Source organism: Actinoplanes hulinensis (assembly GCF_019429605.1).
GTDB classification, from domain to species: Bacteria; Actinomycetota; Actinomycetes; order Mycobacteriales; family Micromonosporaceae; genus Actinoplanes; species Actinoplanes campanulatus.
This window is the reverse complement of the sequence record NZ_JAHXZI010000024.1, coordinates 75,932-90,693: the sequence shown is the minus strand read 5'-3', so window position 1 is coordinate 90,693 and position 14,762 is coordinate 75,932. Positions and strand designations below refer to the sequence as shown.

17 protein-coding genes are annotated in these 14,762 nt (G+C 70.3%); 8 read left to right on the top strand and 9 right to left on the bottom strand.

The window, feature by feature from the left end:
• Positions 1 to 107: 107 nt before the first annotated feature.
• Positions 108 to 2,120: an NACHT domain-containing protein gene (locus KZ829_RS35780; RefSeq protein ID WP_220148265.1), complete on the top strand. Its 2,013-nt coding sequence runs from the start codon at positions 108 to 110 to the stop codon at positions 2,118 to 2,120.
• A 608-nt stretch (positions 2,121 to 2,728) separates the two neighbouring features.
• Complete coding sequence (locus KZ829_RS35775) at positions 2,729 to 3,652, top strand: cation diffusion facilitator family transporter (protein WP_220148264.1); 924 nt, start codon at positions 2,729 to 2,731, stop codon at positions 3,650 to 3,652.
• 26 nt (positions 3,653 to 3,678) lie between these two features.
• Here the strand turns inward: KZ829_RS35775 and KZ829_RS35770 are convergent, their stop codons facing one another.
• Together KZ829_RS35770 and KZ829_RS35765 are read right to left on the bottom strand one after the other, a co-directional pair.
• A complete protein-coding gene (locus KZ829_RS35770; protein WP_220148263.1) occupies positions 3,679 to 4,206 on the bottom strand; it encodes a hypothetical protein in 528 nt (175 codons plus the stop codon).
• Positions 4,207 to 4,614: 408 nt separating this feature from the next.
• On the bottom strand, positions 4,615 to 5,505 hold the full coding sequence (locus tag KZ829_RS35765; protein ID WP_220148262.1) for a helix-turn-helix transcriptional regulator: 891 nt from the start codon (positions 5,503 to 5,505) through the stop codon (positions 4,615 to 4,617).
• A 131-nt stretch (positions 5,506 to 5,636) separates the two neighbouring features.
• On the opposite strand from KZ829_RS35765, the gene KZ829_RS35760 reads away from it, so the two are divergent.
• On the top strand, positions 5,637 to 6,542 hold the full coding sequence (locus tag KZ829_RS35760; RefSeq protein ID WP_220148261.1) for an oxidoreductase: 906 nt from the start codon (positions 5,637 to 5,639) through the stop codon (positions 6,540 to 6,542).
• A 123-nt stretch (positions 6,543 to 6,665) separates the two neighbouring features.
• Here the strand turns inward: KZ829_RS35760 and KZ829_RS35755 are convergent, their stop codons facing one another.
• From KZ829_RS35755 to KZ829_RS35745, 3 genes are all read right to left on the bottom strand, one after another.
• Positions 6,666 to 7,877 carry a hypothetical protein gene (locus KZ829_RS35755; RefSeq protein ID WP_220148260.1) on the bottom strand — a complete coding sequence of 404 codons (1,212 nt, stop codon included), beginning with the start codon at positions 7,875 to 7,877 and terminating at the stop codon, positions 6,666 to 6,668.
• 114 nt (positions 7,878 to 7,991) lie between these two features.
• Complete coding sequence (locus KZ829_RS35750) at positions 7,992 to 8,378, bottom strand: hypothetical protein (protein ID WP_220148259.1); 387 nt, start codon at positions 8,376 to 8,378, stop codon at positions 7,992 to 7,994.
• 8 nt (positions 8,379 to 8,386) lie between these two features.
• Complete coding sequence (locus tag KZ829_RS35745; RefSeq protein WP_220148258.1) at positions 8,387 to 9,445, bottom strand: cation diffusion facilitator family transporter; 1,059 nt, start codon at positions 9,443 to 9,445, stop codon at positions 8,387 to 8,389.
• Positions 9,446 to 9,489: 44 nt separating this feature from the next.
• Between KZ829_RS35745 and KZ829_RS35740 the strand changes: the two genes are divergently transcribed.
• Positions 9,490 to 9,852: an ArsR/SmtB family transcription factor gene (locus KZ829_RS35740; protein WP_220148257.1), complete on the top strand. Its 363-nt coding sequence runs from the start codon at positions 9,490 to 9,492 to the stop codon at positions 9,850 to 9,852.
• A 9-nt stretch (positions 9,853 to 9,861) separates the two neighbouring features.
• On the top strand, positions 9,862 to 10,323 hold the full coding sequence (locus KZ829_RS35735; protein ID WP_220148256.1) for a YdeI/OmpD-associated family protein: 462 nt from the start codon (positions 9,862 to 9,864) through the stop codon (positions 10,321 to 10,323).
• 12 nt (positions 10,324 to 10,335) lie between these two features.
• On the opposite strand, the gene KZ829_RS35730 is transcribed toward KZ829_RS35735, so the two are convergent.
• Positions 10,336 to 11,112 carry a TOPRIM nucleotidyl transferase/hydrolase domain-containing protein gene (locus tag KZ829_RS35730; protein ID WP_246636827.1) on the bottom strand — a complete coding sequence of 259 codons (777 nt, stop codon included), beginning with the start codon at positions 11,110 to 11,112 and terminating at the stop codon, positions 10,336 to 10,338.
• 226 nt (positions 11,113 to 11,338) lie between these two features.
• Here KZ829_RS35730 and KZ829_RS35725 point away from each other — a divergent pair, with 226 nt between their 5' ends.
• Together KZ829_RS35725 and KZ829_RS35720 are read left to right on the top strand one after the other, a co-directional pair.
• Positions 11,339 to 11,731 carry a hypothetical protein gene (locus KZ829_RS35725; RefSeq protein ID WP_220148255.1) on the top strand — a complete coding sequence of 131 codons (393 nt, stop codon included), beginning with the start codon at positions 11,339 to 11,341 and terminating at the stop codon, positions 11,729 to 11,731.
• Between the two features lie 311 nt (positions 11,732 to 12,042).
• Positions 12,043 to 12,525 carry a hypothetical protein gene (locus KZ829_RS35720; protein WP_220148254.1) on the top strand — a complete coding sequence of 161 codons (483 nt, stop codon included), beginning with the start codon at positions 12,043 to 12,045 and terminating at the stop codon, positions 12,523 to 12,525.
• Here KZ829_RS35720 and KZ829_RS35715 read toward each other — a convergent pair.
• A complete protein-coding gene (locus KZ829_RS35715) occupies positions 12,497 to 12,838 on the bottom strand; it encodes an STAS domain-containing protein (RefSeq protein ID WP_220148253.1) in 342 nt (113 codons plus the stop codon). The genes KZ829_RS35720 and KZ829_RS35715 overlap by 29 nt on opposite strands.
• Before the next feature lie 115 nt (positions 12,839 to 12,953).
• On the opposite strand from KZ829_RS35715, the gene KZ829_RS35710 reads away from it, so the two are divergent.
• Positions 12,954 to 13,091: a hypothetical protein gene (locus KZ829_RS35710; protein WP_220148252.1), complete on the top strand. Its 138-nt coding sequence runs from the start codon at positions 12,954 to 12,956 to the stop codon at positions 13,089 to 13,091.
• Between the two features lie 21 nt (positions 13,092 to 13,112).
• On the opposite strand, the gene KZ829_RS35705 is transcribed toward KZ829_RS35710, so the two are convergent.
• Both KZ829_RS35705 and KZ829_RS35700 read right to left on the bottom strand, forming a co-directional pair.
• A complete protein-coding gene (locus KZ829_RS35705) occupies positions 13,113 to 13,637 on the bottom strand; it encodes a SigE family RNA polymerase sigma factor (RefSeq protein ID WP_220148251.1) in 525 nt (174 codons plus the stop codon).
• Positions 13,634 to 14,701 carry a hypothetical protein gene (locus KZ829_RS35700; RefSeq protein ID WP_220148250.1) on the bottom strand — a complete coding sequence of 356 codons (1,068 nt, stop codon included), beginning with the start codon at positions 14,699 to 14,701 and terminating at the stop codon, positions 13,634 to 13,636. The genes KZ829_RS35705 and KZ829_RS35700 overlap by 4 nt, the downstream gene beginning before the upstream one ends.
• Between the last annotated feature and the right edge of the window lie 61 nt (positions 14,702 to 14,762).

Here is a 14,762-nt window from a genome sequence, read left to right as displayed (position 1 = left end):
ACGCTGTTTGTGGTGCGGCCAGTCGTCGTCGACGATCGCGTAGAGAACGGTGTCGCGCCAGGAGCATCGCCTGTCCGTCAGAGATTGGTGACGGGCGGGGAGGGCACATGGTGAAGCCGGCACGGCTGGTGACCGTCGGGGTTCTGGCACTCAGCCTGCTCACCATTCCGACGATCATCAACCTGCTGACCGACCAGGCTCCCGGATGGCTGAAATCGCCGTTCCTGCTGCTGTCGGTTCTGGTGGTGGCGTTCGCGGTGGTCGCGGCCGACGCGGTCCGGCAGGGACGGCAGACCGACGGCGGGCCGGTCGGCAAGGACGGGCTGTACACGGAACGGCTGATCAGTGGCATCCGGCGCACCCTGGACGGGATGGACCGTGGCTCGATCGCCGCGGAGGCTGGGGTGCAGCTCGGGGAGCTGGCCCGGCTGCCGCTTCCACTGAGCGCGGGGAACGACGGCATCACCGGCGCGGCGGACCTCGTCCGGACCGTGAGCACGGAACGCGGCGGGTTCTCCGTGGTCGTCGTCGGTGAACCGGGATCGGGCAAGAGCACCCTGCTGCGCGACGTGGGCTGGCATCTGGTCGTGGAGGCCGGCCGCCGGCGGAGTAGCGGCGAGGAGGCCGTGGTGCCGGTGCCCGTCGACGCAGGCACCTGGCGGGGTGAAACCGAACTGGCGGCCCACCTGCGGAGGGCGTTGCGAGCCCACGCGATTCCGCCCGGGGTCACCGACCGGTGGCTCGCTGAGGGGACGCTCTACCTGTTGGTCGACAACCTCGGCTGGCTTCCGGCCACCCGACGGCGGAGGGTGATCGAGGAGCTGAACACCTTCCGGGAACGGTATCCGGCGATCGGCATGCTGGTCTGCGCCAACGAGGACGACCAGACGGACACGTTGGGTCTGCGGACGGTCACTGTCGAACCGGTCAGCCGGGAGCAGGTGCTGCTGCATCTCGACCGGGCCGCGAACACCCACCAGGAACTGCGGGACGTAGCCACCGGGTCGGCGGCGCTGGTCGAGGTGCTGCGCAACCGGCTCTTTCTCACCGCCGCGCTCCTGGCATTTCCTGATCGCGGCGAGAGCCGGGTGGCGCGGTCGGCTCACGAGCATCCACGGGAGGCGATCATTTGGGCGTACGTCGAATCGATGCTCGCGCGCGACCCCGGCCTCACCGGCTCGAAGCCGTTTCTCAGCCGCCTGAGCTGGATCGCGAAGCAGTCGGAACGGATGGGGACGTACTACTTTCACGACTACCTGGTCTCGGGCTGGCTGCCGGGGAAGGGCCGCCGCCGGGCCGTCGGCATCCTGATCGGCGTGCTGCTCGGGCTGGTCCAGGCAGCGGCCACGGCTGTGATTCTGGTGCCGCGGCATCAGACTGTGGGTTTCGTGGTGGCGGCGGCCCTCTTCCTGCTCAGCGTCGGAGTACGACTACCGGACTGGCCGGCCACGACCGAGCCGGTGCATACGTTCCGGCTGCACGGGTCATGGTCGGTGCGGGAATTCCGGCGAGGCTTCCGGCGGCCGATCGGGTTCGTGACCATCGCCTGCACGGTGTTCGACCTGTACCACCTATGGGGCCACGTTCCCGGGTGGGCCGCCTATGATGCCGCGCAACGGCGCCAGGTGCTGGTGTTCGCGCTGGTAGCGGTGCTGGCGGTCAGCGGTCTAGGGTTCGTGCAGGGATGGACGCTGGAGGCGGTGGACACCGAGAAATGGGCGGCGTCGATGGAACCGCGGCCGTTCGGGCGCTACCTGATGCGGGTGCTGCGATGGGCGGCGATCGGGGCGGTCGTCGTCGGAGCGGGCGCCGCGCTGGTTCTGGCCACGGCCGGGCTGATCCTGCACTGGGGAGAACCGGTGAACCTGAGGCCGGCGGCCGGTGAAGGGCTGCTCGTCGCGGCGGTGGTGTTCGTGGTCGTACTGGTGACGCTGCTGGGCGTGCGTGTCGAAATCGCGGTGGTGGAGGCGCTGCTCCGAGATGACGGGCTCATCCCGGAGGACCTGCCGGGATTTCTGGGGCAGGCCGTCCGGCTCTCGCTCTTGCAGCGGACCAGTGGTGGCGATTTCGCGTTCAGCCACCAGATCCTGCGCTACTACTTCGCAAGCCGGGAGGCCTGATCAGGACGGCCCGACTCAGGTCTCGTTCCTCCGGCGGCTCGACGACGCCGGTACGTGAATCGGTACGGCACCGCAGCAGGCGTACGGCCGGTCCGCGAGCTGGCCGGGCCTTCGACCTCGTTCCGAGCGGCACGGGTCGCCGGCGTCACGCTGCCCGGTGGACGATCCGGGCCGCCGAGGCCCACCAGAGGGTACGGCGGAAGGAGCCGAGTTCGGGCAGTCCGGGGGTCTGCCGTTGCAGCACCGGCAATGCGTCGCGCAGGAGTGTCTGTGCCTTGGGTGGGGTGCGTTTCGCTGGGGCCCGCCGCCGCCCGCCAGATGGAAGAGGTCGAAGCCGGCACCCCGCCCAAGCGGCGCGGCGGCATCGACCTCTACCACCTGGCCTGAGCTGGGCCCGCCGGACGACTGCCGTCACCGAAGAGAAGTCGTCCGGCCACACCGTGACGACCTCGACGTCAATGCCCTGCGCGGCGCCGTGCGGGGCGAAGTCCTGTTTGAACCCGGCGGGTGCCCGGCATGACCGCCCTCTGACGCGGTGAGGACGAACCGCGGCGGCTCATTCGCCATTTCGCCCGAGCACAGCGCATCGCCTGTGACACTGGGAGACGATGGGAATGTCGGGGCGTTCAGATGCGCATTTGCCGAGGGAGCAGTCTGCGCTGCGTCTGTCCCTGGTCGCGTCGGCCGTGCTCGCGGTGCTCGGTGTCGGCTGGGGCATGGTCGCGGGTTCCCAGGCCATTCTGCTTGACGGCGTGTACACCTTGATCGGCATGGCCTTGACCAGCCTGTCGCTACGTGCCGCACGGCTGATGGACGCCGGGCCGACACCCCGCTATCCGTTCGGCCGGGAGTCGTTGGCACCACTGGTCGTCGGTATGCAAGGGCTCGTTCTGCTGGGTACCTGTGTGTACGCCGCGCTCGACGCTACCCGCGTCATCTTCGACGGCGGCGTCGAGAATGTCTCCCCGGGTTCCATGGCCGCCTACGGCCTTCTCACCGCCGTGGCCGCGCTGGCCGTCCACCGGTACCTGCGGCGCTCGGATCCGGCCTCCGATCTTCTCGACGCCGAGGCGAGGCAATGGTGGGCCGGCGCCCTGCTCAGCCTGGTCGTCCTGACGGGATCGGTACTCGCGCTGCTGTTCAGCGACCGCCTCGGTTCAGGACCGCAGCGCTACCTCGACCCGGTGCTGGTGCTGGCGGCCTGCCTGATGCTGGCGCCGCAGCCGGTACACATGATCAAAACTATGGCCGTCGAGCTGCTCGAAGGCGCCGCTGATCAGCGGGTCCAGCAAGCCGTCAGTGACAGGATCGACCGGGTCGGCGCACAGTTCGGCCTCGGCCAGTCGGCACTGCGGGTGGGCAAGCTAGGACGCAAGCTGTACGTGGAAGCCGATTTCATCGTCGAGGCCGGGCATTGGGACATTGCCGACGAGGACCGGGTCCGTCGAGAGATCGCGTCGCAGCTGACTGACCTACCCTACGATGTCTGGCTCAATGTCGAACTGACCACCGACCCCACCCGACTCAAATGATCCGTCGGTGATGACGTCGAGGGCGATCACCGACTGTCGCGGCGGCCCTGTTGCCTGGCCCCGGTGGCGGCGCTGGCGGCCTGCCGCTTGCGGGCGGCCTGGCCGGCGCCCGGCGACGCGCGCCCCGCCGGTGCGGTCTTCTTGGCGGCCCGGGTCGGCGTGGCACGCTTGGCGGCCGGTCGGGTGCGGACGGTCGGCGGCGCCGTGTTGCGCATTTCCTGTGCCGCCGCGAGGCGCTCGCTCTTCAGCTCCTGCGCACTGCGCCGGGCGGCCGCGGCCAGGTGTCGGCTGACCCGGGCGAGCGCGTCCTCGAAGACCTCGGCCTTCTGCGCGTTGTGCAGGTTCTTCGGTCGGGCCTTGCCGCGACCGCCGGACGTGGCGACCCTCGCGCTCGCCTCGCGGCGGTAGAGGCCGACGTACTTGTCGCGGGCCCGGCGCACCCGGCCGTGCAGTTCGACCAGGTCGTCCTCGTCGGCCCCGGTAAGCTGCTCGCGCTCCGTCTCCCGGAACAGCGCCAGCTCAGTCTCGCTGAGCGAGTTCAGTAGCGCCTTCATAGCCACGACCATAAGCCGCCGGCCAGCCCGACATGTCAAGATTCGCCAACGGGAGTGGGTCACGAAGCGGTGGGCGGGCGGCGTCGGCATCCCCGGCGCAGGTCCACGGCCCCTGTACGGTGCCAGAACTGTCGCACTTGAGATCGATCACCACGGTCAGGTCGTGCTCGGGCAGACGCTGGTCGCGCCCCTGCATGTAGAGACGACCGCCACGGTGTGTCCACAGTCCGAGGTGCGCGAGCGACCCGGCGGTCGGCGAGAATGCGGTGGCCGAGGCCGACAAAGTTCACCCTGGACACGCCGATGGCCCCAGCCCGGGTTCCCGCGAGCCAGCCGTAGAACCACCAGGTCGGTGCGTAGTCGCCGAACACACCCCCAACCGTGACGCACGCCTTCGTCGACGCCGGTTCATGAGGCTGCGATGGTGGGCGCTCGTCTGTGGGCGATCCGGGTTGTGTGCCGTGACGCCAGGAGTTGCAGCCGGTCCGCGTCGATGCTGCCCGGTTCGGTGGTGAAGACAAGCATGACCGGGCCGGGGTTGCCGGGCAGCGGGTAGGTGTCCCAGTCCAGGACGATGTCTCCGACCTCGGGAATCCGGAAGGTTTTGGTGCCCCGGACCGACTCGCGGACGTCGTGGCGTGCCCACAGTCGCCGGAATTCGGCGCTGCGGATGCTCAGCTCGCCGACGATCGCGGTGGCGCGGGGATGCGTGGGGTCGGTGGCGACGGCGGCACGCATCATGCCGATGTAGTCCAGTGCTTGTCGCTCCCAATCCGAGCAGTTCCGCTCACTGGTCAACGTGTCGTCGAACATCAGCAGGAGCATGTTGAGCCGGTCAGGCGGATGGCCGGCAGGGTCGCCGAGCAGTGCCTCCGCCATCGGATTCCAGGCGAGCAGATCGAGATGCCGGCCGATGACGAGCGCCGGGGTCTGCATCACTCGAAGCAGCCGCCGGGTGCTGTCCGGCACCCGTTCCGGTTCGCTGTCCAGCCGGGCGGCCACCGGTCGGCGGGCGGCGTGGGCCAGGGTCAACAGGTGCCGGCGTTCCCCGTCGTCGAGGCCGAGCGCGCTGGCGATCGCCTCCAGGACGTCGTCGGACGGGCGCACCTCCCGGCCCTGCTCCATACGCTGGTAATAGTCGGTACTCAGGCCGGCCAGCAGAGCGAGCTCCTCGCGTCGCAGCCCGGTGACCTTGCGCCGGCCGCCCGGCTCCAGGCCGACGTCGTGTGGGCGCAGCCTGTTACGCCGGGCGCGCAGGAAATCTCCGAGTTCACGAGCGTACGGATGAGGGCTGCTCATGCCGTAAGTGTGCCGCGGCCCGGACCACGGAGGGTAGGTCCCGCGGACCTAGGCAACCGAGAACGACCGAGCGGGTTCGCATCGCCCCTAGCGTCGTCGGTCTACCACTCCGACACCTCCAGGAGCAGCAGATGACCGGATGGACGAACGACCACATCCCCGACCAGCACGGCCGGATCGTCGTCGTGACCGGCGCGAACTCGGGCCTCGGTCTAGTCACCGCCGCCGAGCTCGCCCACCGCGGCGCCCACGTCGTGCTCGCCGTCCGCAACACCGCCGCCGGCGAGGAGGCGGCCCGCCGGATCGGCGCAGTCGTCGAGGTACGCGAATTGGACCTGGCCTCCCTCGCCTCCGTGCGAGCCTTCGCCGTGAAGCTGACCGCCGACCATCCGGCGCTCGACCTTCTGGTCAACAACGCCGGCGTGGTTCTGCTCGGCCCGCGCCGCACCACTGCCGACGGCTTCGAACTGCACCTCGGCACCAACATGCTGGGCCACTTCGCGCTGACCGGCCTGCTGCTCGGCAACCTGGCCGCGGCCCGGCAAGCCCGCGTCGTCAGCCTCAGCTCGATCACCCACAAGAACGCCCACCTCGACTTCGAAGACCTGATGCACGAACGCGACTACCGGGCGGCTTCCGCCTACGGCCGGTCCAAGCTCGCCACCACGATCTTCGGCATCGAGCTGGACCGCCGCCTACGTGCCGCCGGGTCGTCCATCGTCAGCACCCTGGCCCACCCCGGTCTCACCCGGACCAACCTGACTCCGCGCGCCTGGGAGCACCGCGGCCGGCTCGGACGACTGATCGCGTCGGCCGGCCTGCTGGCCACCCAGCCGGTGGAGCAGGGCGCGCTGCCACAGTTGCGCGCCGCGACCGAACCTGGGGTGCGGGGTGGCCAGTTCTTCGGCCCGGGCAGACTCTGGGAGACACGTGGCCCGGTCGCTGAGGCCAGCCTCAGCCCGGAAGCGACCGATCCGGCCGTCGGTGAGCGGCTCTGGGCAACGGCCGAGAACCTGACCGGCATCAGCTATCTGTGAGTCGGCGTGACCCGCAAGACCCTCGGCGGCCTGCAGACCGACCTGCAAGGCCTCCTGGGCGCCGGCTTCGACGACAACCCCGGGCCCGCGACGACGCCGCAGGCCCTGCCCGTCGTGCTTCGTCTACCGGTTCAGGCGGGGGCAGGCCGGGTCCGGTGTGCGGGGCCGTTGCAGGATCGCGGCGTTGAGGGCCATGTTGGCCGCGAACTGTCCGTTGACGACCTCGTGCCGTTCGAGGCGTTGCTGCACGGTGGAGTCGTAGCGGCCGAGCTTGACGAGGCCGTCGGAGAACCAGCCGTTGTCGGTGCCGCTGCCGTCGACGTACGCGGCATAGCGGCTGCCGCCGGGCCAGATGACCTTCGTCAGGAGGTTGCCGAAGGCGATCATGTCGGCGTCGGTCCAGGAGTCGGCCTGGTCGGCGGCTTCGACGACGTACGACAGGACGCCGTTGGCGTGGCTCACGTCCTGCCCGGGCCGTTCGGTGGCGCCCCACTCGTCGCTCCAGAAGTATGCCGACGGCTCCTCCGGGTGCGGTCGCATCTGGCCGCGCAGCCCGGTCGGATGGTTGGGCAGCTTCCGGTCGATGTCGTCGACGACCTGACGGTAGCGGTCGCGGCGGGCCGGATCATCGGTGATCGCGGCCAGGTTGAGGGCGATCGCCGCCCAGTGCGACGCCATGTGCGTACGATTGCGGTAGATGTTGTCGTTTGATCCTCTAGCCTGCCATTTGTCGAAGACGTTCGTCTCGGCGAAGGCAAGCAGCTTCTCGTACTGTTCCCGGTATCTCGCTTCGTCGTGAACGGCCGGGGTCTGCCGCATCACCCGCAGAGTGGTGGTGGCGTGCCGCCAGAAATAGCTCTCGTAGAGCGGCACCTCGACACCGGTCGGCCGCAGGTCCTCCCGATTGGACACCCAGCCCAGGTAGCCGTCGCGGTACTGGCTGGCCGGAAGCTCCTTCGACGGCCGGGCGGTGGAGACCACGCCGGTGACGTACTCCAGCGCCCGGTCCAGATACCGGGTGTTGCCGGTGGCGCGGAACATCGCCGTGTTGGCGTCGACGGAGTAGGACAGGTCGTAGTGGCTCCAGCTGTCGGGTGTGCGGCTGGCCGGTAGGGCTTCGGTGCGCTCGAACTGCCAGGTCTCGAGGTACCGCTTCTCCCAGTGCGACACCGGCAGCACGGCTACCGGAGACTGTCCGGCCGAGCAGGCCGGGGTGGCAACGATGGTGGCGGGCGGAGTCGTGGTGGCTCGAAGGGCGAACAGTCCGGCGCCCGTCACGGCAACGGCCACGAGCGCGAGGAGCGCCCAGGGCTTGTAAGGCTGGAAGTTGACCATCGGAGTCGACGTCCCTCTCGTCTTTCTGATCTGCGGGAACGCGGGCAGGCGCCACGGCGGCGTCAGGCCGCGGGCGCGAGGTCGTGCTCGGGAAGATGCGGGAAAGACGTGGTCCTATATACGCAGGACACCCAGAAGGCTCAGCGGTGAGTGCGGTGCCGCGGCGGACGTCCCGGTGGCGGCGGCGCCCTGATCGATCAGCGTCGGCACCGCCGAGATCACGGCCAGGAGCACGGCGTCGGCGGTCACCCGGATGCGCTGGGTGAGGTGCGGTGTCCAGGTGTTGCCGTGCTGGTGCTCGTGCACGGTCTCGTTGTGGTGGACCGCGACCACCGCGCCGGTCGTGGGCTCGATGTGCACATGGTCACCGGCGGCATGGTGGGCGCTGGCCGCGGAGAACAGCGCGGCGGCCGCGAGCAGCAACACGATCATGACCAGGGCGACGAGCCCGGCCGGGCTTTCCCTGCCGGCCCGGGCGAACCCGTGCGGGCGCGCGGTCACATCTCCAGCTAACCAGACAATGACAATGCGGCGAGACGGTCGCGCCGAACGTGTGACAACTCGTGGTGGTGCTGGTCACCCGGGTGGCTGTCCGGGTCGACGTGCACGGTGGCGGCCGCGAGGCGGGGCACGTCGTGGGTGAGCTGGTGCTCGGCGTCAGCGGCGATCTCGTGGGCGGCGAGCAGGCTGAGCTCGGCATCGACGACGATGGCGGCCTCGGCGTGCAGACGGTGGCCGATCCAGCGCAGCCGCAGCCCGGAGACGTCGCGGATGCCGGGAACCGCGCGCAGCGCCTGTTCGGCGTGGTCGACGAGTTCGGGGTCGACGCGATCCATCAGCCGCCGGTAGACCTCACGGGCGGCGTCCTTGAGCACGAAGGCGATGGCGGCGGTGATGGCCAGGCCGACGACCGGGTCGGCCCAGCCCCAGCCGAGCCGGGCCCCACCGGCGGCCAGGACGACGGCCAGCGAGGTGAACCCGTCCGTGCGGGCGTGCAACCCGTCGGCGACCAGCGCGGCCGAGCCGATGCGGCGGCCGACGGCGATGCGGTAGCGGGCGACGATCTCGTTGCCGGCGAACCCGATCAGCCCGGCGGCGAACACCCACGGCAGGTGGGTCATGGTTCGCGGGTCGAGCAGCCGGTCGACGGCGAACCAGGCGGACACCACCGCGGAGGCGGCGATGACCAGGACGATCACGATGCCGGCCAGGTCTTCGGCGCGGCCGAACCCGTACGTGTAAGCCCGGGTGGCGGCCCGGCGGCCGAGCCAGAACGCGATGCCCAGAGGGACGGCGGTGAGCGCGTCGGCGACGTTGTGCAGGGTGTCACCGAGCAGCGCCACGGAGCCGGAGAAGACGACGACGACCGCTTGCAGCAGCGCGGTCACGCCGAGGCCGACCAGGGAGATCCACAGAGCGCGCATCCCCTCGCGGGACGCCTCGAGGGCCGAGTCGACCTTGTCGGCGCTGTCGTGGGAGTGCGGGGTGACCACGTGCTTGAGCCGCTGCCGCCATCCGTGACGGTGATGGTGGTGGCCGGTGCCGTGACGGTGCTCGTGGGCGGACATCGCGCGCCTTCCCTAGTGGTCCAGACGGCCCATAATATGTGCTCATGCGCGCACGCGACAACGTTGCAGATGCCAATGACCTGCAGAAACGTGTTCCGGGCAACGCCGTGGTCGAGGCAGCAAGGGTGCTCCTCGGGATGCTCGCCGACCCCACTCGCCTTCGGCTGGCGGCTTGCCTCGCACACGGCGAGCAGGACGTCACCGCGCTGACCGCCGCCGTCGGCGCGGCCCGCCCCGCGGTCTCCCAGCACCTCGGCAAGCTACGGCTGGCCGGCCTGGTCACGGTACGCCGCGACGGCCGCCGCCAGGTGTACGCGCTCGCCGACCCACACATCGGCCGCCTGGTCACCGAGGCGCTGCACACGGCCGAGCACCGGGTGCCCCGCCCCGCGATCAGACCGCACTAGGGTGTCAGGGTGGCCGAAATCCTGAACCTGAACCTGACGCTGGAGGCACGCGGCCCGGGCGGCGCCTTCGTCCTCTCGGACGAGCAGGCCGCCGCCGTCGGCGAGGGGCGCAAGGCGTTCCCGGTGCGGGTGACCGTGCGCGACGTGACGTTGCCACTGCGACTGGCCCGGATGGGTGGCGAGAACCTGATCGGGCTGGCCAAGGCGGCCCGAGAGCGGGCCGGGGTGGAGATCGGCGGGGCCTATCAGGTGTCGATCGCCGCGGAGACCGGGGAACGTACGGTCGAGGTGCCGCCGGAGCTCGAGGCCGCCCTCGCCACCGACGATGCGGCGAAGGCGGCGTACGAGAAACTGGCTTACTCGCACCGCAAGGAGTTCGTCCGCTGGATCACCGAGGCCAAGCGTGACGCCACCCGGGCCGAGCGGGTCACCAAGACCGTCGAGATGCTCCGTGAGGGCCGGCATCGTTGATCGCCCGCCGGGTCAGGCGTTGGACAGCAGGTCGTCGAGGGGTCTCGGCAGGACGTCCCGGTCGACGGCCGCCTCGACGAGCAGCCGGGCGTAGCGGGACTTCCGGCGGGAGCCGCTGGTCAGGAACCGCCGCATCTGGTCGTCCACGGACCGGTCGCGCCAGGCCGGCTGGCTCCGCAACGCATGGAACGAGCCGAGGTCACCCTGCGCGTCGATGAGCGCCGCGAAGACGTCGGTGCCGACGGCCCGGATCAGCTCGTCCTCCAGGTCGTCGACGCAGACATGCGTACGGGCGGGGCCGAGCCCGCGCCGGAAGATGCCGGCCTCACGCAGGTCGCAGAGGCCGGCCAGCACCCGGGTGTCCAGCTCGCCGAGGACACGCCCGAGCGCGTGGGCGCCGCCGATCGGGACGACCGTGACGTGCTCGGCGTCGAGGTCGCGGCCGCGGCAGTGGGCTGCCGTCTCCACCGCGATCTGGTCGCTGATGCCCTCGACGAGGATCAACGCGGTGGCGGTGCCGGCCTTCGCCAGCGCGCGGGCCGTCGCCTCGACGGGAGCGGCCGGTCCGCTCACATATCCGGCGAGCACCCTGCGGTCGCGCTCCCGGCGCCGGTCCTTCCACTCCGGTGGCATGGTCGCCATCATCGGCTTCGCGACCACGGCGGACAACCGATATGCCGCCAGGGTCTCCCGGCGCCGGCACCGCGAACGGGCTGTCTTCTCTTCCCGCGGATGGTTCAGGTTCGCCGGCTGTCGGCCGTTGGTGAGGTCAGCGTGATCGTCCGTCATCCGAGAAGTCTTCGGGCCGGCGTAGAGCGCGCCCGGTGCGATTCACCGCACCAATCGTTGCTGACACCAGGTAGAGGAGGCGCTGATGTCGGATTCCCACCCCCCACGGGCTCCGAGGCGGGAGCGTTGTGCCGGCTGCGGCGTGCACCGAATCGTCGAGGCGGTCGTCGATACGGCTGCCCTGGCTTTCGCCTGTTCCGCGTGTACGGAGAATGCCGTACTGGTCGTGACGGAGAACGTGGCCGCCGCCGCATCGCCGGTTGATGCCCTGCACCAGGCCTTGCAGCGGCTGCTCGGCGAACGTGACGGCATCAGCATCCAGGTCCTGGGACCCGAGTCGGCGGTCGCGATCGTCCTTCCGTCGGGCTACCGGTGGCAGGTGTACCCCCCGTTCGCCGGCGTCATCAGGGTCTCCGCCCAGCACGCGGCGTTGTACGGGCCGGACCTTGCACCCGTGCCGGGTATGCCGCTGATCACGCTGATCAGCCTCGAGGACATGCTCGACCTGCTGATCTCCACCGAGGCGGGACCGGTCGCCGAGTTGATCGACGCCGACCTGATCGCCCGGATGGAGGCCGACCTGTTCGATCCCGACACCCTGCTGGGCGAGGGACGCTGAGGTCCGCCCACACGATGAGGCGACACCGGCATTGACCCGGTGCAGGCGAGGAATGCTGTGCAGGGCCACCGAGAGGTCGACGACCGCCGGGCCGCGGACGATGGCCTGGTCCTCGGTGGCCCAGTTGCCCGCGGAAGGGACGGGGGCGTGCGGTACGAGATCACCAAGGAGCAGTGGACCGCTTGACGGGATCCCCGCCGATCACGGCCCGCTCACTTCGAGCGATCAAGGCCGCTGTGGGAGACCTGTCTCGAACGGCTCGTCGCCCTCACCCACCCCGGCGCCTCATGCTCAGCCGATAGCATGCCGGAATGGGTACGGCCGCAGCCGATCTCGGAGACTCCGCGTTCCTCGATGCCCGTTCACGCGCCCTCGCCCGTGACGGCGTGCTCGACGGCCGGTACGTACTGGTGGACGGGGAACTGCTGGAGCAGGCGTACTCGTCCGGCGATGCCGACGGACTCACCGTGGTGGTGCGGCCGGACCATCCGGGCGCCAGCGAGGAGCCGTCGGGGCGCTGGGTTACGCGCGTGCCGTACGAGCGAATTGTCCTGCTGGTCTTCTTCACCACGACGGCCCGGCACCGCGACGGCGGCCTGCTGGAATTGAAAGCCCGCGACGGTGGCATGGTGCGCGCGACCTGGTGGCGCGGGGACAACGCGGACATGTCCCAAACCATCCCGGCCGGATTTCTCTGGGAGAAGAACGACGACTACCACTACGGCACCGTCACATGGGACGAACTCGAAGACGTGACGATCTCCGTCAGGCCCCTGCCCGGATATCCGCGGTGACGGCCAGCGTCTTGTGCACCCCGCTGATCCTGAGTACCTGATAGACGATGCCGGTCGCGTTGACCACCCGGAACCTCCGGCCTGCCTGCAGGGTGGCGTCACGTCCGCGCAGCAGTGCACGAACCCCGGCGGCGGCGAGGAGCGTGACGCGGCGCAGGTCGACCACGATCTCCGCCGCGTCGTGATGTTCGGCGGCGTACGCGATGAGCCCGGCGCAGTCGTCGCTGGTGTCCTGATCGAGTTCACCCACGATCATCAGCCGGTGCACCCCCGCGCCGTCGTCGCGTCTCGTAACGGCGAAAGGCGTCACCATCGGGGCCTCCTGGCGCGTTCGTTGCCGTAGTGCAACTGCCGCAGGTTATCCGGCCCGCACATGATCAAACGTCGATACGCCGAACGGATGACGGGTCAGGGCCGAAGCAGGGCGAGTGCACGAACACGGCGAGCGCCACACCCGCGACGGACTCGCCACCCCGACCATCGCTGACGGTGGTCCCCTGGCCGGCGTCTCCGCGGAGGAGCTCGCCGGCCCGATCCAGGGCATCGTCGACGGCCTGATGCCCTGACTCTTCGTACGCGCGGGGCGGCTATCGAGCCGAGCCGGTCCCGGCGTGTGTGAAGGCCTCGGCCAGGGGCCCGTCCGCACGGCGCAGGCTGGCGATGGCCCGGCTGGCCCGGCTCTTCACCGTGCCCGTCGAACACCCCAACTGGGCGGCGATCTCCCCCTCGGAGAGCCCGGCCCAGTAGCGCAGAACCAGTACGACCCGCTGCCCGGCGGGCAACGCGCGCAGGGCGGCCAGCACCGCCTCGGCGATGTCGTGGCGGGCGTAGGCGTCGCCGGCCGCGGTGCGCTCGGGTAGCGCCGCGGCCGGGATCTCGCCACGCCACAGCCGGCGGCCGAAGCGCCACGCGGCCCGGGCCATCACCGTCCGGGTGTACGCCTCCGGGTCGCCGTCGGGAGACAACCTGCGCCAGGCCCGGTACGTCTTCACCAGCGAATCCTGGGTGAGGTCCTCGCCGTGGCCGCGGTCGCCGGTCAACAGCGTGCCGTAGCGGACCAGGGCCGGATAGCGGGCGGTGACGAACTGCGCGAAGTCGGGTGCCTCGTTCATCGTGCCCCGATCCCGTAGACGTTCTTCAGCTCGGCGACCGTCTCGGCGCTGAGCCGCACCCGTCCACCGTGCGACGACACCGCCTCCTGGCAGTCGCCGCCGAGAGCGATCACCACGACGGTCGTGTCCCTCGGCCCCGCGGCCGGGGACGGTCCCGGGACGGGAGAGGGCTCGGTTCCCCAGGGAACACCCTCCACGGCCTTGATGGTGATCTCCGCGGTGGCCTGGGTAGCGCCGGCGCACGCCTCCGCGTCGGCGACCGCGTCCTCCTGATCACGCAACAGCCCGAGCAGCCGGGCGATCGTCTCCGGCGCCCGGATCCGGCCGATGTCCTCCGGCCGCACCCCGCCGGAGGCGTCCGCGATGACGAGGTCGGCAATCGCCGCGGTACGGGGCACCGCGAGGGTTCCGGCACCGACCGGTGCACTCCGCATCGAGGCGATGAACTCGCCGGCGGCGGCACTGTCGAGGCGGAACAGGAACTTGACCCGGGACCAGGGAAGAGCCAGCCAGCTGGCGGGGTGAGGGGCATCCTCCCGGCCCGAGGTCCGCTCCAGCCAGCCCGGTTCGCCGCCTTGCAGCGTGACCAGGGCGGGCGGGGCGACCACACCGCCCTCGATGACCTGGCTGCCGAAGTTGGTCACCGCGCCGCCGACGCTGCTCACCGGCGTACTGAAAATCTCCACCGCGGATGTTCCGCACCGCTCGTTGTCGTGGACCCGGATAAGGATCGTCCTCGACGTGTCCGCGCAGGGCTGGTCCGAGGTCGCGGCCCGCCAACCGTCCGGAATCGGCAACCGCACCGCACCGGCCACCACCGTGCGGCCATCGACGTAGGGCGCCTCGGGCTCGGCCGCGGCGACCCCGACACCCGGTCCGCCGGCCAACCGCGGACCGACCACCACACCACTGATGGCCAGCCCGGCACACACCACGGCCGCCATCAGAGCCGACCGTCGCCGCGCTGACCGGCCGCGCCGCAGCACCGCCCCGACCGGATCCGAGGCGGCCGGCTCGACGCCGGCCACCGCCTCGTTCAACAACTGGCTGATGCGCTCTGTCATACCCCTCCGAAAGACATCGGCCGACCGTTCGGTTCCAGTGACCCGTCAAACATTTCGGCGG